Raw genomic sequence first — 20,853 nt, forward strand, 5'->3', positions numbered from 1 at the left:
CGCTCCACCCCCGTCTAGCCGTACCGGCGAAGTTCATGGAAGAAGTCCTCGACGACGTGGAGCTCCCCGCCGCGGCGCAGCTCGGCGTAGACGTGCGTGCCGACGGCGAGATCGAGGACGCCGAGCCCGAACGGCGAGAACACGAGCGGCCGGTCGGCGGGCAGCTCCACCCGGCCCGACATCACGTCGTCCAGCGTGCCGTGCACGAAGTCCCTGTTGCCGACGAGCTGCTCGGCCAGGTGCGGCGACGTGTCGGCCTTCAGGCAGTGGTCGACGTCGTCCACGATGTTGGTCGACGCGAGGATGATCTCCGGCGAGAGGTCACGCAGCGACACGTGCAGGACGATCGGGTTGTGCGCGAACCAGGCGGGGTCGCTCACGTGCGGCTTCGCCGCCACCGTCGCGAACACCAGCAGGTCAGAGCTCCTGATCAGGCTTTCCACGTCATCGTGTACGGTGACCCGGCCGCTCTCGCCGCTCCGCTCCAGATGGTCGGCGAAGCCCGCGGCGTACTCGCTGGACAGGTCGTGCACGCCGACCTCGTCGAACGACCAGCCGGTCCCGGCCAGGTAGGTGTGGATGTACCTGGCGATCAGACCGGTGCCGACGAACCCGACCCGTGGCGGGCGCCCGCGCTCCCTGGTGAACCAGTCGGCGGCCAGCGCGGCCGACGCCGCGGTCCGCGTCGCGCTGATGATCGAGCCCTCCATGCAGGCGAAGGGGTAGCCGGTCAGCGGGTCGTTGAGGATCAGCACCGCCGAGGCGCGGGGCAGCCCGGCCGGGACGTTCTCCGGGAAGCTGGAGACCCACTTGATGCCGTCCACGCCCGCGTCGCCGCCGATGGAGGCGGGCAGCGCGATGATGCGCGCGTTGGGGCGGTCGGGGAAGCGCAGGAAGTACGACGGCGGGTTGACCGTGTTCCCCGCCCCGTGCGTCCGGTAGGCGGCCTCGACGATCTCCGTCATGGGTTTCTCCTGGCCCCGGAGCGCGCGCTGGACCTGCGCGCCGGAGATCACGGAGAAGGTGGGGACGTGCTGGGGCATCAAAGCTCTCCAAAGTAGTCCAGCGAGACCGGATCCCCCATGGCGACCAGCACCTCTCGGGATCCTTCGAACGCTTCCCTGCTGTGTGCCATGCGGAGGTTGTCGACGAGCATCAGGTCGCCGGCCTGCCACGGCTCGCGCAGCGTCACCGAGTCGTAGGTCTTGTTGATGGTCTGCACGACGTCCTCGCCGATCTCGTCGCCGTTGCCGAAACGCGTGTTGAACGGCAGGCCGTCCCTGCCGTAGACGTCCACGAGGTACTCGCGCACCTCGGGCGCCATGGTCCACTCGTTGAGGAAGGCGATCTGGTTGAACCAGAGCCGCTGCCCCTGCTCCGGATGGGTGATCACCGCGGAGCGGCGCTGGCGGGTGCGGAGCTCGCCGCCGCCGGTCCACTCGAAGGTGATCCTGTTGGCGGCGCAGTAGCTCTCCACCTCGGCCCGGTCGGAGGTGGCGAACGCCTCCTGCCAGGGCACGCCGATCTCGTCGCCGTAGGACCGGGTGATGAGCCAGCCCTCGCGCTCGAACCGCTCGACGAGATCCGCCGGCAGGGCGGCCAGCACGCGGGACGCCTCGGCCACCGCCGTGGCGCCGCCCTGTGACGGCGCGCCGAGGCAGGCGAAGAGCATCGTGCCTGGGACCTCCAGCGCGTAGCTGAGCTCGTGGTGCATGCACATCGACTCGTTGGGCGGCCACTTCGAGGAGGAGTAGATCCCCTGCTCGTAGACCCGTCTCGGGGCGAACGCCTCCCGCTCGGACATCAGCTCGGCGGCCAGGTTCCTGAGCATCCTGCCCGCCTCGGCCGCGTCGCGCGGGCCGAGCCCGCGCACCATCACGGCTCCGTGACGGGCGACCGCCCGGCGCAGGGCGTCCCGGTGCCCGGCCGCCCATGCGCCGGGGTCTCCCGCGCCGGACACCCGGACGAGGGCGGGTCTGCCCTCCTCGACGTCGACGTCCAGCTCGGCATCCATCACACGCGTTCCTTCCTGTCGATGAAGGTGGCCAGCTCGGTCAGGACGGGGTACCTGTTCAGCTCCTTGAGCGACACCGCCCGCCGCAGCTTCACCACCAGCTGGACGGCGGACAGCGACGTTCCGCCGGAGTCGAAGAAGTGGCTGGTACGGCCGGGCGTCACGCCCAGCACCTCCGCCCACGCCGCCGCCACCGCCTGCTCGGTCGGCGTGCTCGGCGGTTCCACGGCGTCCTGGCCGTCGGCTCCGAGGCTCGCCGCGAGCACGGCCAGCCCCTTCTTGTCGATCTTGCTGTTGGCGGTCAGCGGCAGCCGCTCCATCCAGCGGACGTGGCTGGGCACCATGTACTCGGGCAGGCTCCTGGACAGGTGCGCGCGCAGCTCGGCGGCGGGCAGCTCGGCGGGCGCGGAGTAGAAGGCGACCAGGGTCCTGCCCCCGTCCGGCCCCTCGGCCACGACCACGGCGGCGTCCCGCACCCCGGCGGCGCCCAGCAGCCTGTTCTCGATCTCGCCGATCTCGATGCGGAAGCCGCGGATCTTCACCTGGGCGTCGCGGCGGCCGAGGAACTCCAGCTTGCCCTCGGGCAGCCAGCGGCCGAAGTCGCCCGAGCGGTACAGGCGCTGGCCCGGCCGGTGCGGGTCGGTCAGGAACGCGCTCGCCGTACGCTCTGGGTCGTTGATGTAGCCGCGGCCGACGCACACTCCGGAGAACACGATCTCGCCGGGCGCGCCGAGCGGCACCGGGTTCAGATCCTCGTCCACCACGTAGACGCGGACGTTGTTGACGGCCCGGCCGAGGGGCACCCGGTCACGCACGGGCACCCGGTCCATCACCTCGTGGTTGGTGTCGTCGCTGGTCTCGGTGAGCCCGTAGGCGTTGGCCAGCTTGATGTGCGGGAAGGCGGCGAACCAGCGCTCGGTCAGCTCCTTCTTCAGCGCCTCGCCGGTGGCCGAGACGCAACGCAGCCTGCCCAGGCCGCCGGGGTGTTCCTCGAGGTGGGAGAGCACGACCTCCAGGTAGGACGGGACGACCTGCATCACGTCGACCCCGTCGGAGACCAGCTCCACGAAGCGCTGGACGTCGAGGACGGCGCTCTGCTCCACGATCAGCGTGCGGCCGCCGACGAGCAGCGCGGACACGAGCTGCCACAGCGAGATGTCGAAGCACTGGGGGGCGATCTGCGCGACCACGGTCCCCTCGGTGATCCCCAGGTCGTCGATCTTGGCGTAGAGGTGGTTGAGCATCCCCGCCTGCTCGCACATGGCGCCCTTGGGCTCACCGGTGGAGCCCGAGGTGAAGTAGACGTACGCCAGGGCGTCCCGGTCGACCCGCACCCCCAGGTCGTGGTCGTCGTACTCCTCCGCGTAGACCTCTTCGAGGTGGAGCTTCCGCGTTCCCGGCAGGGTCTTCAGCGCCTCTTCGAGCGTGGCGGCGCTGCCCAGCTCGGTGAGCACCAGGCCGCAGTCGGCGCGGCCGAGCATCGTGGCCACCCGGTCGGCGGGGAAGTGCGGCTCGATCGGCAGGTACGCTCCGCCCGCCTTGAAGACGGCCAGCACCGAGGCCATCCAGTCCAGGTTCCGCTCGGTCACCACGGCCACGACGTCCTCGCCGGTCAGGTCCGCGGCGAGCAGCGCGCGGCCGATCCGGTTGGCGCGCCGGTTCAGCTCCGCGTAGGTCCATCGCCGGTCCCCGTGGACGGCGGCGACCGCGTCGGGGGTGCGGCGCACCTGCTCCTCGAAGAGCTCGTGGAAGCGGCGGTCGGGCAGCTCGCGCTCCGGCCCGGCCAGGCCGTTGAACTGGAGGTCCAGCTCCTCGGCCGACAGCAGGACGTGCGCTGCGTGCTCGTCGTCCGGCGCCGTGGCGATCATCCGCAGCGCGCTGACGTAGTAGCCGCCGATCCTGGCCATGTGGTCGGCGTCGAACGCGTCCGCGCGGTAGCGCAGCCGGAGCGTCCCGCTCTCGTGGGAGACCCAGAGCACCACGCCCTCGGGCAGCTCGCCCCGAGCGGCGCCGAGAACGACCTCGAACAGCGGCTCGGCGTGCTCGGTGGCTTGGAGGGCGGCGTGCGCGGTGGTTTCCCCTGCCGCCCGCTCCGCGCTCTTGATGAGGTCGCGCCACGACCCGCCGCCCACCTCGAGCAGGCACGGCAGCGGCTCACCCGCGTGCCCGTCGGGCAGGAACCCGGTCAGCACCCGCTGCTCGCCCTGCAACGCGGCGATCACCTTGGCGTGCGCGGCGAGGAGCTCGGCGGCGGTGAACCAGCCGCCCGGCGAACCGGCGGTCACCTCACGCTCCGGCGGCGGGCTGGTCGGCGGGGAGTCCGTCGGCGCGGTCCACCTCGGGATCGTGGTGGACCCGCTCGCGCTGAGGACTCTCTGCCAGAAACCCCGGTCAGTGGGCGCCATCGAGGTCCCCTCCCCTCATGGAAAACGTCGCGATGCCTCGACTGCGGATCGTCACTGGCCCGAACGTAGCCAGCGGCGATTCTCTGTCGTTATCGGCTGCGTTTCCGTCGCCCCCAGAGGGAGGTCCCCGCCGCCCCCTCACAGGCCCCTGTCAGCGCTGTGAGCTCCTGACAAACGTCTTCACTGGAGAATTTTCCGAGGGCTTCACGGGCTCATTCCGGCGCACCCGGCCGGGGTGGTTGTACGTATAGCGATACCCTGCGCGGAATAATCTCCAGCGATCATCGCTACGTGAATTTCGGACGGCCCACATATTCATCGGATGGTTAGCGTTAACCCCCGTTCGCCATCCGGTAACCTACATTTCGAGAAAAGAACCTATTGGCTCTTGATTTCACCCGGTTTTTGAGAGACTCGCGCACTCGCGCGCGTGCAGCGCCAGCAGTCGGGGAAGCCGGTAGCGGAACCGGCCGTTCGGCTCCTCCCCCGCCACCTCCAGCAGCGCGGCGTCCACGAGCTGCTCCATGAGGTTCTCCGCGTCCGTCGGATCGGTGTCGAGGAGCGTGGCGCCGAGCCGTACATCCAGGTCGGGACCGTCCGTCTCGGAACCGTTCAGCAGGCCGATCCGCCGGTACATGGCGGCGGCCGCCGGGCTGAGCTCGCGGTAGCTGAGGTCGAAGACAGCACGGATCTCGGGCTTGCCGCGGCTGAGCTCCTCGAGCCTGTTCAGCGGGTCGCGCAGGCGGCTCTCCAGGTGGGAAAGGCTCCAGTGCGGCTTGGCTGTGAGGCGGGCGGCCGCAGCGGCCAGGGCCAGCGGCAGATGGTCGCACAAGGCTGCCACCCGCACGGCCACGCCCGGATTCTCGCTGACCCGGCCGTCTCCGACGAGCCTGTCGAGGAGCGCCACCGCCTCCGTGGGCCGCAGGGGCTTCAGCCGCAGGCGTACCAAGGTGGGGATCGATAGCACCTCGCGGCTGGTCATCAGCACCGAGCAGGCGCCCTTGGGCGGGATCAGCGCACGGACCCAGCCGTCCTGCACGTCGTCGAGCACGATCAGCATCCGGCGGTTCTCGACCGATCGGTGGAACAGCGCCACCCGCTCCGCCAGATCGTCCGGGATCTCCTCCTCGATGAAGCCCAGGGTCCGCAGGAACCGGGTCACCACGGCGGGAACGGGGTCGGCGTCGTCGCTCCCGTTCTCCCTGAGGCGGGCGAACAGCTGGCCGTCCGGGAAAGCCCCTTCGACCAGGCGCGCCCAGTACGCCGCCAGGGTGGTCTTGCCCACGCCCGGCCGCCCGACGACCAGCCCCACCGCCGGTGAGCGGTCCCTGGAGGGGCGCTCCAGCAGGCCGTTCAGCGTCTCGAGCTCCTCCTCCCTGCCCACGAACGTCGAAAGGTCCGGCGGGAGTGTGGCCATCGACGAGCCGGCGCGCGGCACGATGGTGATCGGCGAGGTGCTCAGCGCCATGTCGGGCGCGAGCTCGGGATCCTCGCGGAGGATCGCGCTGTGCAGGTCCTGCAGCACCCTGCCCGGCTCAAGCCCGAGCTCGCCGACGAACACCTCCCGCGCATTGCGGAAGAGCTCCAGAGCCTCGGACCGGCGGCCGGAACGGTATTGGGCGAGCATGAGCGCGGCGCGCGCGTGCTCCCGTAACGGGCGCTCCTGGACCAGGGCCGACAGCTCAGGGACGATCTCGCGGTGGCGGCCGAGCTCCAGTTGCAGCGCCGCGTACTGCTCGTATGCGCCGCACCGCTGCTCTTCGAGGAGCGTCGCCTCGGTCTCGACGGTGTTGCTGGAGATCCCCGAGAGGGCCGGTCCCCGCCACAGGCCGAGCGCTTCCGCCAGCAGGTCCGCCGCCTCGGCCGTCCGCCCCTGCTGGGCAAGACGCTGGGCGGACTCCGCCCGCCTGGAGAAGCGCACCGCGTCGATCCTGTGGTCCTCGGCGATGAGCATGTAGCCGGGCGGGGCGGTCTCGATGACCTCGCCCGGATAGCCGGCGGCCTTGAAGGCCTTGCGCAGGCTGCTCACGCAGATGGCGATCTGGGTCCTGCTGGTCGTCGGATGATTACCGCCCCACACCGCCTCGACCAGCCGGTCGACCGAGGCCACCCGGTCCGGTGTGAGCAGCAGCGTGGCCAGTACCGTGCGCTGGCGGCGCCCACCGATGGCGACGCGTTCGCGGCCTGCCGTCACTTCTAGGGGTCCGAGGATCCGGAAGTCGAATCCCGCTGCTGACGAGTCTTCGGCCGTCCGGCCGGTTGCCTGGAAAGAGTCCTGGTAGATGTCTGCCCCCTGGTCACTCGACTGCCTCATACCCGCACTGCGATGTACCCCATGAGCCCAGAAAAGTGGCCTACTATAATGAAGGCTACGATGAGTCACATATTCGACGCGGTCCGTCGAATCACTCGGGGTGACACGCAGAAATCTCCCGGAAATCGGCTATATCCACCATATGAGATCAAATGGATATCTCCCGTATAGCGTTCGTATAAGAGGCGTTGACTACGGGTTGTTAACCCTTGTAACGCATGAAACAGCGGACGGCGTCTAGGAGGCTTGCGCCGATATAGCAGCATCTGTGATCGTGGATCATGGCACTGTTGGCACTTCGGTACCAAATGTCTAATTTGGGGGCAAGTGTGATCTTTTTCCTGTTAGGTCCGGTTTTGGCGGGGGATGCCACGCTGGACACCAGGTCCGCCCTGGTGCGGACGCTCCTCACCGCTTTCCTCATCACCGACGGCAAGCCTGTCTCGCGCAACGGGCTCATCAGCCTGATCTGGCAGGATCCGCCGGCGTCCGCCGCTGACAACATAAGGCTGCACGTCAGACGCTTGCGCAAAGCCTTGGCCTCCGTGAACCTGACCGAACGGCTCACCACGATCCGTGGAGGGGGCGGAGAAGGAGGAGGAAGCGCCTATCGCCTGCTGATCGAACCCGGAGATCTTGACCTGCACATCTTCCACGAACGTGTTGCCCAGTCGCAGAGCCTCGCGGACCGGGGCGAGATCGCCCACGCCGCGGTCCAGCTGGAACGCGCGCTGCAGCTCTGGCGCGGCCCTGCAGGAACGGACGCCAGAGGCTCGCAGCGTCTGGCACTCCACCTCGACGCGCTCAACGAGCAGCGCCTGCTCGCCTGGGAAGACCTGCTGGAACTACGGCTCCACCTGGTCCCGCCCTCGCGGGTCACCCCCGACCTGTACTCCCTCATCGCCGAGTCCCCGCTGCGGGAGCGGTCGCACTCCCAGCTGATGAGAGCCCTCTATCTGAGCGGTGACACCGTTGGTGCCCTCGCCGCCTATGACAACGCGCGTAACCTGCTGGCCGAGGAGCTGGGCGTCGACCCGGGCCCTGAGCTTCGGCGCATCCACCAGGCCGTCATCGACCAGGACGAGTCGATCATCCTGGAGTTCAACGGCGGCAGGCTGCTCGCCAGATAGCCTGAGCGCCGTCGGCCGACGACCACCCCCCAACTCCGTCGTCGTTGGCTACGTGGCAGTCGCGTCCGCCGTTCCGACATCGGCGGGAAGTCCTATCAGATGGATCAGCGGGCGGGTCGCCGCCGTGGTGATCAACGCCACCAGAACGAGCATGGTCAGGCCGAGCGCGCTGATCAGATGATGCTGATACCCGATCGCGGCGACGACCAGTTCGGTCACCCCACGGCAGTTCATCAGGGCCCCCAGACGCCAGGCGTCCCTCTGCGGCAGCGAGGCCAGGCGGGCGAAGCCGACCGCGCCGGCGAACTTGGTGGCGATGGCGGTCAGCAGTACCGCGACGAACAGCCCCCAGTGCGCGACGGACCCGCCGATCAGGCCGACCGACGTGGTCAGGCCGATCCCGGCGAAGAAGAGCGGGAGGAGCACCGTGATCACGAACCCCTGCAACTGCAGCTTGAGGTGCTCCATGACCGGCACGTCCCGGGGAACCACGACCCCGAACAGGAAGGCGCCGATCGCCGGGTGCAAACCCATCATGTGGGTGATCGCGGCGTAGCCGAGCGCGCCGGCCAGCAGCACGGGCAGCAGGAACTGACGCGCGGACCCCCGGCTCTCCGCGCGGCGGATCATGGCGGTGAGGGCGGGCCGTACCCACAACATGGTGATCAGCGCCAGCGCGACGCCGACGCCCACCGTCGTGAGGATGGAGGTCCCGCCGCTCAGGCCGAGCACGACGGTCAGCGCCATCCAGATCAGGCCGTCGCCTGACGCGGCGCAGGCCAGCGCGAGGGTTCCGATCCGCGTGCTCTCCATGCGCAGGTCCAGCAGGACGCGGGCGAGCACCGGCAGCGCCGTGATCGACAGGGCGAGGCCGAAGAAGACCACGTAGGCGGTGTGGTTCGAGGAGTCACCGGCCAGCGCGCCCTGGCCGAAGAGCGCGAGGCCGGCGCCGCCGAGGAACGGCAGGCCGATCGCGCCGACGGAGACCAGCGCGACCACGCCGCGCGAGGTGCGCACGCCACCCCGGCCCAGCTCGCAGCCCAGCAGGAACATGAAGGTGACCAGCCCCAGCTGCGAGACCATGCCGAGGGCGCTCATCACCGGCGCGGTGAACAGCCACGTGCCCGCCTCGGGCCACAGGGTGGTCAGCGCCGACGGGCCGAGCAGGAGGCCGCCGAGGATCTCGCCGAGCACGCGCGGCTGGTGGAACCTCTCCATCACGGTGCCGAGCAGGTGGCTCACGAAGACGACCAGGGCGACAGCGAGCAGGAACGGGGCGACGGGGTCGAGCCGCCCCATGCCGCTGGCCAGCAGGTCGAGCTGGAAGGCTGCCACGGCAGCCGCGACCACCACCAGCCCGCCGACCAGCCGTAAGGGCACGATGTGCCGGATCGTTTTCAGCCTGCCGGGCGGGGTCGACGTGGGAAGGTCCGGCTCGACGCTCACCACGATGAGGACTCCATTCCGGACGGCGGACCCATACGTGTGACGGAGGTCATAGCACTCCCCTCTCGACGTCGCCATGCCGGACCCGGAATCTACGGACCCGGGATTTTGGTTCGTTATCCTCGCCTCGCGCCGGACGCCGGATAAATCGCTGATAAGGCAGGGATACCTCGTGCCCGTAGCTTCCTGAGCCAGGCGGATTTCAACGCCGATGGCTGGCCTGAGTCGGAGGAGCTTTCATGGGCGACTCGTCCCCACTTTCGAACCCCGAGATCATCCCGGACCCGTATCCGGTCTACGCCGACCTGGCGGATCACGACCCGGTGCACTGGTGTGCGGGCCTCGACGGCTGGGCTCTGACCCGGTACGCCGACTGCGCTGACGCGCTCAAGGACACGCGCTTCAAGGCGGAGCGCATGACCGAGGTGCTCAGCACGAAGTTCGACGGCCGTCTACTGGCCAAGGACAACATCTACCACCAGTTCACCAGCAACGTGATGATGTACACCGACGCGCCGAAGCACACCGCGCTGCGCCGGTCGACGCAGTCGGCGTTCTCGCGCATCGCCCACGAGCACTACAGCAAGGTGATCGAGGAGGTCGCGGCCGAGTTGGTCGCCTCGATCCCGGCCGGGACGGAGTACCTGGACGCGGTTCCCGCGCTGGCCGCCAAGCTGCCGGTCAACGCGGCCGTCCGGGCGTTCGGCGTCCCGCAGGAGGACCTCGACTACGTCATCCCGCGGGTGGACGCCCTGATGACGTACTGGTCGGGGCCGCAGGACCAGCCGGTCGAGCTGGACGTGCTGCTGGACAACCTGTCCGAGCTGCACACCTACTCCCTGGAGCTGGTGCAGGGCAAGCGCGGCACGGTGGTCGACGACACGGTGATCGCCCGGCTCGCCGCGGCGGTGGGCTCGACGCCCGAGGTTTCCGTCGACCAGACCATCCACCAGCTCGTCCTGCTCCTGATCGCGCTGTTCGCGCCGACCACCCCGGGCTCGACCAGCAGCGGCATGCTGGCGTTCGCCACCCACCCGGAGCAGATCGACCGCTACCTGAACGACCCGCGCTGCGCTGACAACGCGACCAACGAGATCGTCCGCTTCAACGCCTCCAACCAGTTCACCTGGCGGCTGGCCGGCGAGACCGTGGAGATCGAGGGCACGACGATCGAGGCGGGGCAGAACGTCGCCCTGTTCCTCGGCGCGGCGAACCGCGACCGGCGGATGTTCGACCTGCCGGACGTCTTCGACCTGGACCGGCCCAACAGCAACAAGCACCTGACCTTCGGTCTCGGGCCGCACTCCTGCCTGGGCCGGCAGATCGCCTCGCTGGAGCTGAAGTGGTTCTTCGCCAAGCTCTTCGAGCGCTACTCCCGGATCAGCCTGGCCGGTGAGCCGGTCTGGAACCAGAACCTGGAGTTCCGATCGCTGCGGTCGCTTCCGTTGCGGCTCGCCTGATCGACCTGGTAGCGGCCACCCGGGCCGTTACCTGCGCCCGGACGGCCCGTGTCCGGCGTCGGCGGCAGAGCAGGATTCCGAGCATCCGTGAGGAACGACGATGCAATCCGAAATCTCCCCCAGGGACGTCTGTCCCGTCCCCGGTCACGCGCAGCGGTTCACCGGGCCGCGACCGCAGCTGGCAGTGTCGACCGAGGTCACCGATCTCGAGTCCGAGGCCCTCGAATTCCTGGGCCGGTACCACGCCGAGAACTCCGGTCGCAGCCCGGCGCTGCCCGACCGGGTGGCCGTGGTACGCGCCGAGATCGCGGCGACCGGCACGTACACGCAGACCTCCGACGAACTGGCCTTCGGCGCCCGGGTGGCCTGGCGCAACGCGTCACGGTGCATCGGCCGCCTCTACTGGAACAACCTGCAGGTCCGCGACCTGCGGCAGGTGCAGTCGGCCGAGGAGATCCACCGGGAGCTCTGCGAGCACCTGCGCCTGGCCACGAACGGCGGGCGGATCCGGCCGATGATCTCCATCTTCGCCCCGGACGCGCCCGACAGCCCGGGACCGCGCGTGTGGAACGACCAGCTCGTCCGGTACGCCGGGCACCGCAGCCCGGACGGCGCGGTGATCGGCGACCCGGCCTTCCTGGACTTCACCGACATGGTGCGGGAGATGGGCTGGCAAGCCTCCGGCGGGCCGTACGACCTGCTGCCACTGGTCATCGAGGCCGCCAACCAGCGGCCCGAGTTCTTCGAGGTGCCCCGCGACATCGTCCTGGAGGTGCCGCTCACCCATCCCGAGTACCCGTGGTTCGCCGACCTGGGGCTGCGCTGGTACGCGGTACCTGCCATCTCGAACATGCGGCTGCGGATCGGCGGCCTCGACTACCCGCTGGCGCCGTTCAACGGCTGGTACATGGGCACCGAGATCGGCGCGCGCAACCTCGTCGACGTCGACCGCTACAACCTGCTGCCGGACGTGGCCCAGCAACTGGGCCTGGACACCGGGAACGAGAGCACGTTGTGGCGCGACCGCGCGCTCGTGGAGATCAACATCGCGGTGCTGCACTCCTTCCAGTCTGCGGGCGTGAAGATCTCCGACCACCACACCGAGTCGCGGCGGTTCCTCATGCACCTGGCGAAGGAGGAGGGCCAGGGCCGGATCGTGCCCGCCGACTGGAGCTGGATCGTCCCGCCCATCTCGGGCGGGATCACGCCGGTGTTCCACCGCTACTACGACGAGGTCGAGCTGAGTCCGGGCTTCCACCCGGACGAGGAGGCCAGCTTGCGTAGCCGGGGCAAGTGCCCGGTCCAGCCGGGTCGCACCACCGCCGACTAGGGCATTTCGCACTTCAAGAAGGGACCACTCATGATCCGATCCGTAGTCATTGTGGGCGGCGGAACCGCCGGCTGGATGACGGCCAGTTATCTCAAGGCGGCCTTCACCGACAGCGTCGACGTCACGCTCGTCGAGTCGGCGCAGGTGTCGCGCATCGGCGTCGGTGAGGCGACCTTCAGCACCGTGCGCCACTTCTTCGACTACCTCGGCCTGGACGAGGCGGACTGGTTGCCCAAGTGCGCCGGCGGCTACAAGCTGGGCATCCGCTTCCAGGACTGGAGCGCACCGGGGCAGCACTTCTACCACCCGTTCGAGCGGCTGCGGACCGTGGACGGGTTCTCGCTGGCCGACTGGTGGCTGGAGGTGGGTGACCACAGCCAGCCCTACGACCGCCAGTGCTTCATCACCACGGCTCTGTGCGACGCCAAGCGCTCGCCGCGGATGCTCGGCGGCGCGCTCTTCGCCTCGGAGGTGGACGGCTCGCTCGGCCGCTCGACGCTGGACGAGCAGCGGGCGCAGTTCCCGTACGCCTACCACTTCGACGCGGACAAGGTGGCGTCCTACCTGGCCGAGTACTCCGTGAAGCGCGGCGTCCGCCGGGTCATCGACAGCGTGGAGAACGTCCGCCTGGACGAGCGCGGCTTCATCGCCGACATCCAGACCGCCGAGCACGGCGCCATCTCGGGCGACCTGTTCATCGACTGCACCGGCTTCCGCAGCCTGCTGATCAACAAGGCGCTCGACACGAAGTTCCTGTCCTTCGAGGACGTGCTGCCGAACAACCGCGCGGTGGCCCTGCGCGTGCCGCGTGAGGACATCACGCAGATGGAGCCGTACACCACGGCCACCGCGATGAGCGCGGGCTGGATGTGGACGATCCCGCTCTTCGAGCGCAACGGCACCGGCTACGTCTACTCCGACCAGTTCATCAGCCCGGAGGAGGCGGAGCGGGAGCTGCGCGCCGCCGCCGCGCCGGGTCGCGACGATCTGGAGGCCAACCACATCCGCATGCGGATCGGGCGCAACACCGACTCCTGGGTGAAGAACTGCGTGGCGATCGGGCTGTCCAGCGCGTTCGTGGAGCCGCTGGAGTCGACCGGCATCTTCTTCATCCAGCACGCGATCGAGCAGCTCGTGAAGCACTTCCCGGACGAGAACTGGAACCCGGCGATGGCGCGCGACTACAACAACCGCGTCAACCGGGCGGTCGACGGGGTCAAGGAGTTCCTGGTGCTCCACTACAAGTCCGCCAGGCGCGAGGACACCCCGTACTGGAAGGCGGCGAAGCTCAGGCCGATGCCGGACGGCCTGGCCGAGCGGCTCGACATCGCCGCGAACCGGCTCCTGGACGAGGAGACGATCTACCCGTACTACCACGGGTTCGAGAGCTACTCCTGGAACGCCATGAACCTCGGCCTCGGCCTCCAGCCGAAGGCCTCGCCGGCTCTCAAGCACCTCGACGCCGACGCGGCCAGGGAGGCCTTCGCCCAGCTGCAGAAGGAGGCCGACGAGCTGGTCTCCATGCTGCCGTCCTGCTACGAGTACCTAGCCTCCATCAACGGCTGAGGGAACACCATGAGCGTCGTTGCTAGGACGTCGTCCGGGTCGACCGCGGAGGGCGATCCGGCGGACCACTTCCGCCTGTTCATGAGCTCCTGGTTCACCGGCGTGGCCATCGTCACGTCGGTCGACGCCGACGACCGACCGCACGGGCTGACCTGCACGTCGCTGGCGAGCGTCGCGCTGGATCCTCCGACGTTGCTCGTCTGCCTGCAGGTCGGCAGCGGCACCCTGGGCGCGATCCAGGAGCGGCGCGCGTTCGTCGTCAACCTGCTGCACAGCAGCGGGCAGGCCGCCGCGGAGCGGTTCGCCTCGCCGGAACCGGACCGGTTCTCGCACGTACGCTGGCGTCCCGCGCCGCTCACCGGCCTGCCCTGGTTCGCCCACGACGCCGTCGCGATGGCCGAGTGCCGGGTGGCGGACTCGGCGATCGTCGGCGACCATGTGATCATCTGCGGGACGGTCGAGAACGTGGTGGCGGACGGCGGCCGGCCGCTGCTGTACGGCTCCCGCACGTTCCACACTCCCTGCCTCCCCCATCGGCATGACATTTGTCCTAAGGAAGCCGTGACATAGCCCGATAACCCGCCAGACGGCAAAGCTGTCACGGTGTGAGGGTGGAAACGATGCTTCGTCCCCCCGCCCATCGTGTGAGCCCCGCAGCCGTCTGGTACTGGACCGTCCGCGCGGCCCTCGGCTGGCTCGTCCTCGCCGCGCTCCAGGTCGTCTGGCTCGTCGCGAGCGGCGACGACCTCGGCGCGCACGTCACCGGCCTCGTGGTCACCGTGGTCCTCGCGGCCGCGCACCTGGCGGTCATGCCCCGCTGGCGCTATGCCGTACACCGCTGGGAGACCACTGCCGAGGCGGTCTACACCCAGTCCGGCTGGTTCAAGCAGGAGTGGCGGATCGCGCCCGTCTCCCGCATCCAGACCATCGACAGCGAGCGCGGCCCCATCGAGCAGCTCTTCGGCCTGACGAACGTCGTCGTCACCACGGCCTCGGCCGCCGGCCCGATCAAGGTCAGCGGCCTGGACAGGGCGACGGCCACCCGGCTGGCCGCCGAGCTCACCGCGAGTGCCGCGGCCACGGCGGGTGACGCCACGTGATCGCCGAGACGCCGTGGCGGCGGCTGAGCCCGCGCATGCTGGTCGTCCACCCGTTCCAGGAGCTGGTGCGCGCCGCGCCGGTGCTGGCCGGCCTGCTGATCGCCGGGACGAGCAGCGGCGGCCAGGGGCACCTGTGGAGCCTGGCGGGCGTGGGCGTCATGGTGGTGTTCGGCGTGCTGCGCTGGTTCACCACCACGTACACGATCACCCCCGAGCACGTGCAGGTGCGCAAGGGCCTGGTCCGGCGGCAGGTCATCACGGTGCCGCTCGACCGCATCAGGTCCGTGGACGTCACCTCCAACGTGCTGCACCGCGTGCTCGGCCTGGCCCGCGTGGAGATCGGCACCGGCCGTTCCGACCGCAAGGGCGGCGGCGAGCTGAAGCTGGACGCGCTGGAGGCCCCTGCCGCCCTGCACCTGCGCGAGGAGCTCCTGCACCGGGAGGCGCCCGCGCCGTCAAAGGCGGCGGTCGAGACCGAGCTGGCCTCGCTGCGGCCGGGCTGGATCAGGTACGGGCCGTTCACGCTGTCCGGCGTCGTCACCGTCGGCGTTCTCGGCGGCTTCGTCTTCCGCCTGGTCAACGAGGGCAACGTCGACCTCGACACGATCGGTCCCGTGCACGACGGCTACACCTGGTTCCAGGCCCTGCCCGGTCCCGTCGCCGCGCTGGTCGTCGCGGCGGGCCTGGCCGTCTTCGTGGGCGTCGCCTCCACGCTGGGGTACGTGTTCGCGTTCTGGGGTTTCCACCTCTCGCGGCACACCAGCGGCACCCTGCACGTCAAGCGCGGGCTGATCACCACCAGGGCGACCACCGTGGAGGAGCGGCGGCTGCGCGGCGTCGAGGTGAGCGAGCCGCTGCTGCTGCGCGCGGTCGGCGGCGCCAGGCTCATCGCCGTCACCACCGGCCTGCGGGTCGGACGGGGCGCGCAGCGCGGCGGCTCGATGTTGCTGCCTCCCGCGCCACGCGCCGAGGCCGAGCGGGTCGCCGTCGCGGTGCTGGGCGAGGCGACGGCGGTCACCGCGCCGGTCCTCGCCCACGGCCCCGCCGCGCTGCGCCGCAGGTTCACCCGCGCGCTCGGGGTGAACCTGCTGCTGGCCGCCGTACTGCTCGCGGCAGCGCTGGCGTGGGCGTGGCCGACCTGGTGCTGGGTCACCGTACTCGCGATGACCCCGCTCACGGCGCTGGTCGCGTTCGACCGCTACCGCAACCTCGGCCACGCCCTGGCCGGTCACTACCTGATCACCCGCTGGGGCTCGCTCGTCCGCCGCCGCGTGGCCATCGAGCGGGACGGGATCATCGGCTGGAACGTCGAGCGCTCCTTCTTCCAGCGCCGCGCCGGGCTGGTCACCCTCACCGCCACCACGGCGGCCGGCCGCCAGGGCTACCAGGTGCGGGACCTGGCGCTGGGCCAGGCCCTCGACCTGGCCAGGGAGGGCGTCCCCGACCTGCTCGAACCCTTCCTGAGTGACAGGATCCCCGTCAGCCGAGGTTGACCGGCTGGTTGTCGATCGCGTTCACCTTGATCCCGGTGATCTTCAACTGCTTGATCCGCACCTGCGGGCTGCCTCCCGGCTTGGTGCAGGCGAACGTCAGCAGGCCGGTGCCGCTGAAGGTGTGCACCAGGTGCACCAGCATCGTCTGCTGGGCGCCCGGCGCGAGCGTGACCGAACTGAAGTCGGTGTCGGCCCCTCCCTCGGCGCTGAGCTGGCAGGTGTAGTTCTGGATCGCGCTCGTCCCGAGGTTCTCCGCGGTGAGCTTGGCGGTGATCGTGTACGGCGCGGCAGGAAAGCCGAGGTTGGCCGCCGCGCCGATGGAGCCGCTGTGCAGGACGTCGTTGTCCCAGCGGCTGATCACCTCGGGCGCCACGGCCTGTGCCGTACCGCCGGAAAACGCCAGCAGCGCGCCCGCCGCCACGGCCGCGGTCGCCACCGCGACGATCCCGCGCCTCGCCGGGGTGGTGAATGAGTAGGTCATCTTCGCTCCCGTTCTGGGTTCTGCCCGCGCCGGACGGCACGGGTACGGCGCGCCCGGTGGCCGAGGCGGTAACCGCCGGGCGCCTGCCTGACGGACACCCTAGGAAGCGATACCGGGAGGCTGCCGCGCAAAGATCCACATACCGGGCATGGTCTTTGCCCTTGTCAGCCAGACTTCCGTTTTCCGATGGTCACCCTATGTAGTGGATCAGCTACTTAACACCGCCTGCCGAGCCCCGTAGCGTCCCACGCATGAACCTGACCCTGCGCAGTATCGGCGCGATCACCCTGGCGGCCTTCGCCGTCCTGCCCGCCACGGCCCCGGCGCTCGCCACCCCGCGCCCGCCGTCGCTGCAGAGAGCCGCCGAGCAGTGCGGGGCAGGCGAGATCTGCTTCTGGCGCGATCGCGACTACAACGGCGAACCGTGGCGGTGGACCAGGGAGAGCGGCTACCGCGACATGCCCGGCTACCTGCACGACCACGTCTACTCCTTCTACGCCAACACCAGCGGCTGCTTCATCGACTGGGACCCCCAGGAGAAGCGGCAGGTCAACAGCGGCGACTACGCCAAGGCCTACGACACCAACTTCGGCACCAGGGTCGACGCCGTCGACACCGGCTGCTAGCCGTGGAACGAACCGTCCTCGCCGCGGTGGCCGAGCGTCCCGACGCCGACACCGCGCTCGCGGAGCAGCTCCGCCGCATCGGCGCGGCGATGGACTCCCTGGGCGTCCGGCTGCGGTGGACACACCGCACGCGGGACGCCCTGGCGGTGATCGGCTCGGACGCCTCGCTGGCCGGGATGCTGGCCGACTGGGCCGAGCCGGGCGCCGAGGAGGTGCTCGGCGCGGTCATGCGGCGCTTCCGCGGCCTGCCGGTCTTCCTGATGACGGCCGAGCAGGAGCTCCCGCTGTGGGTGTACGAGGTCATCCAGGGTTTCGTGTTCCCGCTGGAGGACACCCCCGACTTCATCGCGGGACGCATCGCGCACGCCACGGAGGAATACTCCGAACGCATCCTGCCGCCGTTCTTCCGCGCGCTGCGCAGGTTCGAGGACCATCACCAGTACTCCTGGCACACCCCCGCACACGCGGGCGGAGTGGCGTTCCTGAAGTCGCCGGTCGGCCGCGCCTTCTTCGACTTCTACGGCGAGCGCCTGCTGCGCACCGACCTGTCCATTTCCGTCCCCGAGCTCGGCTCGCCGCTGGACCACACCGGGCCGATCGGCGACGCCGAGCGCAACGCCGCCCGCGTCTTCGGCGCCGAGCGCACGTTCTTCGTGATGAACGGCAACGCCACCGCCAACCGCATGGTCGGCCACCACGCCATCGCCCGCGACGAGACCGTTCTGGTGGACCGCAACTGCCACAAGTCGCTGCAGCACGCGCTGACGATCAGCGGCGCCCGGCCCGTCTACCTGGTGCCGGAGCGCAACGGCCTCGGCCTGGCTGGCCCCGTCCCGCCCGCCGCGCTGGAGGCGGGCGCCGCGCACGATCCGACGTACGCGGTGATCACCAACTCCACCTACGACGGGCTGTGCTACGACGCCGTCCGGGTCGCCGAGCTGCTCGACGTTCCGCGCCTGCACTTCGACGAGGCGTGGTTCGCCTACGCCCGGTTCAACCCGCTGTACGCCCGCCGCTACGGCATGGCCGTCGACGAGCACACCCTGCCGGGGCCCGGCCGTCCCACGGTGTTCGCCACCCAGTCCACGCACAAGCTCCTGGCCGCGCTGTCGCAGTCGGCGATGCTGCACATCAGGTCGGCCCCGCGCGCGCCCGTCGACTTCGACCGGTTCAACGAGACCTACCTCATGCACTGCTCGACCTCGCCGCTCTACCCGATGATCGCCTCCCTGGACGTGGCGGCGGGCATGATGGACGGCCCGGCCGGGCCGTACCTGACCGGAGAGGCCGTCATCGAGGCGGTACGGTTCCGGCAGACGATGGTCAGGCTCGCCGACCGCATCAGGGCGGACGGCACGAGGCCCGGCTGGTACTTCGGCGTCTGGCAGCCTCCCCACATCACCGCCGAGGCGGACCCGGCGCTGCTCAGCACCGACCCGTCGTACTGGACGCTGGAGCCGGGCGCCTCCTGGCACGGGTTCGACGGGCTGACCGACGGCTACTGCCTGCTCGACCCGGTCAAGGTGACGATCACCTGCCCCGGAGCCGACGCCGTGGAGGGCACGCAGGAGTGGGGCATCCCCGCCCGCGTCGTCGCCGCCTACCTGCGGCAGCGCGGCATCGCCGTGGAGAAGACCGGCGACCACACCCTGCTGGTGCTGTTCTCCATGGGCATCACCAAGGGCAAGTGGGGCACGCTGATCGACGCCCTCACCGACTTCAAGCGCGCCTACGACCAGGGCCTGCCGCTGGCCGAGGTGATCCCGGGCTTCGGTCCGTCGAGCGGCACGCTGCGCGGTTACTGCGACGAGGCCCACGGCAAGCTGCGCGACCTGCGGCTGGGGGAGCTCGTCAACGAGATCTTCACCGCGCTGCCCGAGCCCGTCCGCACGCCTGCCGACAGCTACCAGGCCCTGATCCGCAACCGCACGGAACGGGTCCCGCTCGCCGAGCTGCCCGGCCGCGTCAGCGCCGCCATCGTCGTCGTCACCCCGCCCGGCATCCCCATGCTCATGCCCGGCGAGGCGACCGGCCCGGCCGGCGGCCCGCTGATGCGTTACCTGCACGCGCTGGAGGAGTTCGACCGCTGCTTCCCCGACCTCGCCACCGACATCCACGGCGCCCACCGCGACGCGGACGGCCGCTACCACGTCGATGTCTCGTTTGGTGATTTTTAGCTGTATACACGCCGCGACGCTGAGTCACGGATCGCCGTGGTCCAGGCGGCCAGCGCGGGGTCGTCCGCCGTCGCCTCGCACAGGCGTTCCCACAGCTCCGCCCTGCTCCAGCGGGCGAACCAGCGATGGGCCGTCGGCACGGTGACACCGAACGCGGGCGGCAGGTTCTGCCACGCGCAGCCGCTCGTCACGACGTACACGACCGCGGCCAGGACCCGTCGCGCGTCCGCCGCCGCCCTGCCGCCGCCCTGGGGTCGCGGCCGCTGCTCCGGCATGAGCGCGCTGGCCACCTCCCACATCTCGTCGGTGACCAGCCGCCGGGCAAGTGCCTCCATGCCGATGATCCTCTCGCACACCCTCTGACCTGCCAAATGAGACATAAGCCCATGTGCGAGAAGGCGATTTTGGGTCTAACGTCGGCCGCTCACCGACGAACGGAGAAGATCCATGACGATCCTCGTGACCGGCGCGACAGGCACGGTCGGCCGCATCGTGGTCGACCGGCTGCTCGAAGCCGGTCAGCGGGTCAGGGCACTGACCAGGAACCCCGCCAAGGCGGGGCTGCCCGCCTCTGCCGAGGTCGTGCGGGGCGACTTCGCCGACCCCGCCTCGTTCGCCACCGCGTTCGACGGGGTAAAGCGAACCTTCTTCCTGTCCGGCATGCTCGACCCCGCCCGCGCGGTCGAGCAGGCACAGGCCTTCCTGGCGCACGCCGCCAAGGCGGGGGTGACGCGGGTGGTCGACATGACGGGCGCGGCCGTCACCACGCGGCGTCCCGGCAGCTTCGAGATGCTCCACGACGTGGAGCAGGCCCTGGAGGCCACCGACCTGGAGTGGACGCACGTACGGCCGGGCGAGTTCGCGATCAACAAGCTGGACACCTGGGGTGAGTCGATCAGGTCGGAGGACGTGGTGCGCAGCGCGTTCCCGGACGCGATCGGCGTTCCCATCCACGAGGCGGACATCGCCGAGGTGATCGTGGCCGCCCTCCTGGAGGACGGCCACGCGGGCCAGGCCTACACCGTGAGCGGGCCTGAGGCGCTCAGCCACCGCGAGCAGGCTCTCGCGATCAGTGAGGGCCTGGGCAGGCCGCTGCGTTTCGAGCCCGTGACGTACGGCCAGGCCCGCGCTGCCTACATCACCGGCGGGATCCCCATGGATGCCGCCGAGTACATCCTGGGTTACCAGGCCGAGTACGCCGAGGAACCACCGGCGGTCTCCCCCGACACCGCACGCGTGCTCGGCCGTCCTGGCCGCACCATGTCCCGCTGGGCAGCCGACCACGCGGCCGACCTGACCTGACCTGATCCC

General features: G+C 69.9%; 17 protein-coding genes. 10 read left to right on the forward strand and 7 right to left on the reverse strand.

Annotated features, from left to right (window positions below):
* Positions 1–14: 14 nt before the first annotated feature.
* From sbnB to ACIBG8_RS21700, 4 genes are all read right to left on the reverse strand, one after another.
* Positions 15–1,043: a 2,3-diaminopropionate biosynthesis protein SbnB gene (sbnB, locus tag ACIBG8_RS21685; protein WP_397344666.1), complete on the reverse strand. Its 1,029-nt coding sequence runs from the start codon at positions 1,041–1,043 to the stop codon at positions 15–17.
* A complete protein-coding gene (locus ACIBG8_RS21690; RefSeq protein WP_397344667.1) occupies positions 1,043–2,014 on the reverse strand; it encodes a TauD/TfdA family dioxygenase in 972 nt (323 codons plus the stop codon). The genes sbnB and ACIBG8_RS21690 overlap by 1 nt, the downstream gene beginning before the upstream one ends.
* Entirely contained in the window at positions 2,014–4,419 is a 2,406-nt protein-coding gene (locus ACIBG8_RS21695; RefSeq protein ID WP_397344668.1) for an amino acid adenylation domain-containing protein, read from the reverse strand. Before ACIBG8_RS21695 ends, ACIBG8_RS21690 begins: the two co-directional genes overlap by 1 nt.
* 394 nt (positions 4,420–4,813) lie before the next feature.
* Positions 4,814–6,733, reverse strand: coding sequence for a BTAD domain-containing putative transcriptional regulator (locus tag ACIBG8_RS21700; protein WP_397344669.1), 1,920 nt, complete (start codon positions 6,731–6,733; stop codon positions 4,814–4,816).
* Between the two features lie 356 nt (positions 6,734–7,089).
* On the opposite strand from ACIBG8_RS21700, the gene ACIBG8_RS21705 reads away from it, so the two are divergent.
* Complete coding sequence (locus tag ACIBG8_RS21705; RefSeq protein ID WP_397344670.1) at positions 7,090–7,863, forward strand: BTAD domain-containing putative transcriptional regulator; 774 nt, start codon at positions 7,090–7,092, stop codon at positions 7,861–7,863.
* A gap of 48 nt (positions 7,864–7,911) precedes the next feature.
* Here ACIBG8_RS21705 and ACIBG8_RS21710 read toward each other — a convergent pair whose 3' ends face one another.
* Positions 7,912–9,309 carry a cation:proton antiporter gene (locus tag ACIBG8_RS21710; protein ID WP_397344671.1) on the reverse strand — a complete coding sequence of 466 codons (1,398 nt, stop codon included), beginning with the start codon at positions 9,307–9,309 and terminating at the stop codon, positions 7,912–7,914.
* A gap of 239 nt (positions 9,310–9,548) precedes the next feature.
* Here ACIBG8_RS21710 and txtE point away from each other — a divergent pair, with 239 nt between their 5' ends.
* The 6 genes from txtE to ACIBG8_RS21740 all read left to right on the forward strand — a co-directional run bounded on the left by txtE (position 9,549) and on the right by ACIBG8_RS21740 (position 16,258).
* Complete coding sequence (gene txtE / locus ACIBG8_RS21715; protein WP_397344672.1) at positions 9,549–10,769, forward strand: 4-nitrotryptophan synthase; 1,221 nt, start codon at positions 9,549–9,551, stop codon at positions 10,767–10,769.
* Positions 10,770–10,869: 100 nt separating this feature from the next.
* Positions 10,870–12,099, forward strand: a complete 1,230-nt coding sequence (locus ACIBG8_RS21720) for a nitric oxide synthase oxygenase (protein WP_397344673.1) — start codon at positions 10,870–10,872, stop codon at positions 12,097–12,099.
* Positions 12,100–12,129: 30 nt separating this feature from the next.
* Entirely contained in the window at positions 12,130–13,665 is a 1,536-nt protein-coding gene (locus ACIBG8_RS21725; protein WP_397344674.1) for a tryptophan halogenase family protein, read from the forward strand.
* A 9-nt stretch (positions 13,666–13,674) separates the two neighbouring features.
* On the forward strand, positions 13,675–14,235 hold the full coding sequence (locus tag ACIBG8_RS21730; protein WP_397344675.1) for a flavin reductase family protein: 561 nt from the start codon (positions 13,675–13,677) through the stop codon (positions 14,233–14,235).
* A 50-nt stretch (positions 14,236–14,285) separates the two neighbouring features.
* The gene (locus ACIBG8_RS21735; RefSeq protein WP_397344676.1) at positions 14,286–14,765 is read left to right on the forward strand and encodes a PH domain-containing protein; all 480 of its coding nucleotides are present in this window, start codon (positions 14,286–14,288) and stop codon (positions 14,763–14,765) included.
* Positions 14,762–16,258 (forward strand): PH domain-containing protein, encoded by a 1,497-nt coding sequence (locus tag ACIBG8_RS21740; RefSeq protein ID WP_397344677.1) that lies wholly within the window; start codon positions 14,762–14,764, stop codon positions 16,256–16,258. The genes ACIBG8_RS21735 and ACIBG8_RS21740 overlap by 4 nt, the downstream gene beginning before the upstream one ends.
* On the opposite strand, the gene ACIBG8_RS21745 is transcribed toward ACIBG8_RS21740, so the two are convergent.
* On the reverse strand, positions 16,245–16,739 hold the full coding sequence (locus tag ACIBG8_RS21745) for a hypothetical protein (RefSeq protein WP_397344678.1): 495 nt from the start codon (positions 16,737–16,739) through the stop codon (positions 16,245–16,247). The two genes, ACIBG8_RS21740 and ACIBG8_RS21745, sit on opposite strands and share 14 nt — an antisense overlap.
* A 251-nt stretch (positions 16,740–16,990) precedes the next feature.
* Between ACIBG8_RS21745 and ACIBG8_RS21750 the strand changes: the two genes are divergently transcribed.
* Both ACIBG8_RS21750 and ACIBG8_RS21755 read left to right on the forward strand, forming a co-directional pair.
* Positions 16,991–17,365, forward strand: a complete 375-nt coding sequence (locus tag ACIBG8_RS21750; RefSeq protein WP_397344679.1) for a peptidase inhibitor family I36 protein — start codon at positions 16,991–16,993, stop codon at positions 17,363–17,365.
* 2 nt (positions 17,366–17,367) lie between these two features.
* On the forward strand, positions 17,368–19,542 hold the full coding sequence (locus ACIBG8_RS21755; RefSeq protein ID WP_397344680.1) for an Orn/Lys/Arg decarboxylase N-terminal domain-containing protein: 2,175 nt from the start codon (positions 17,368–17,370) through the stop codon (positions 19,540–19,542).
* Here the strand turns inward: ACIBG8_RS21755 and ACIBG8_RS21760 are convergent.
* Entirely contained in the window at positions 19,539–19,877 is a 339-nt protein-coding gene (locus ACIBG8_RS21760; RefSeq protein ID WP_397344681.1) for a transposase, read from the reverse strand. The genes ACIBG8_RS21755 and ACIBG8_RS21760 overlap by 4 nt on opposite strands.
* A gap of 112 nt (positions 19,878–19,989) precedes the next feature.
* Between ACIBG8_RS21760 and ACIBG8_RS21765 the strand changes: the two genes are divergently transcribed.
* Entirely contained in the window at positions 19,990–20,844 is an 855-nt protein-coding gene (locus ACIBG8_RS21765; protein ID WP_397344682.1) for an NAD(P)H-binding protein, read from the forward strand.
* The last annotated feature ends 9 nt before the right edge of the window (positions 20,845–20,853 follow it).

It is taken from the genome of Nonomuraea sp. NPDC050556 (assembly GCF_044457355.1).
Lineage (GTDB): Bacteria > Actinomycetota > Actinomycetes > Streptosporangiales > Streptosporangiaceae > Nonomuraea.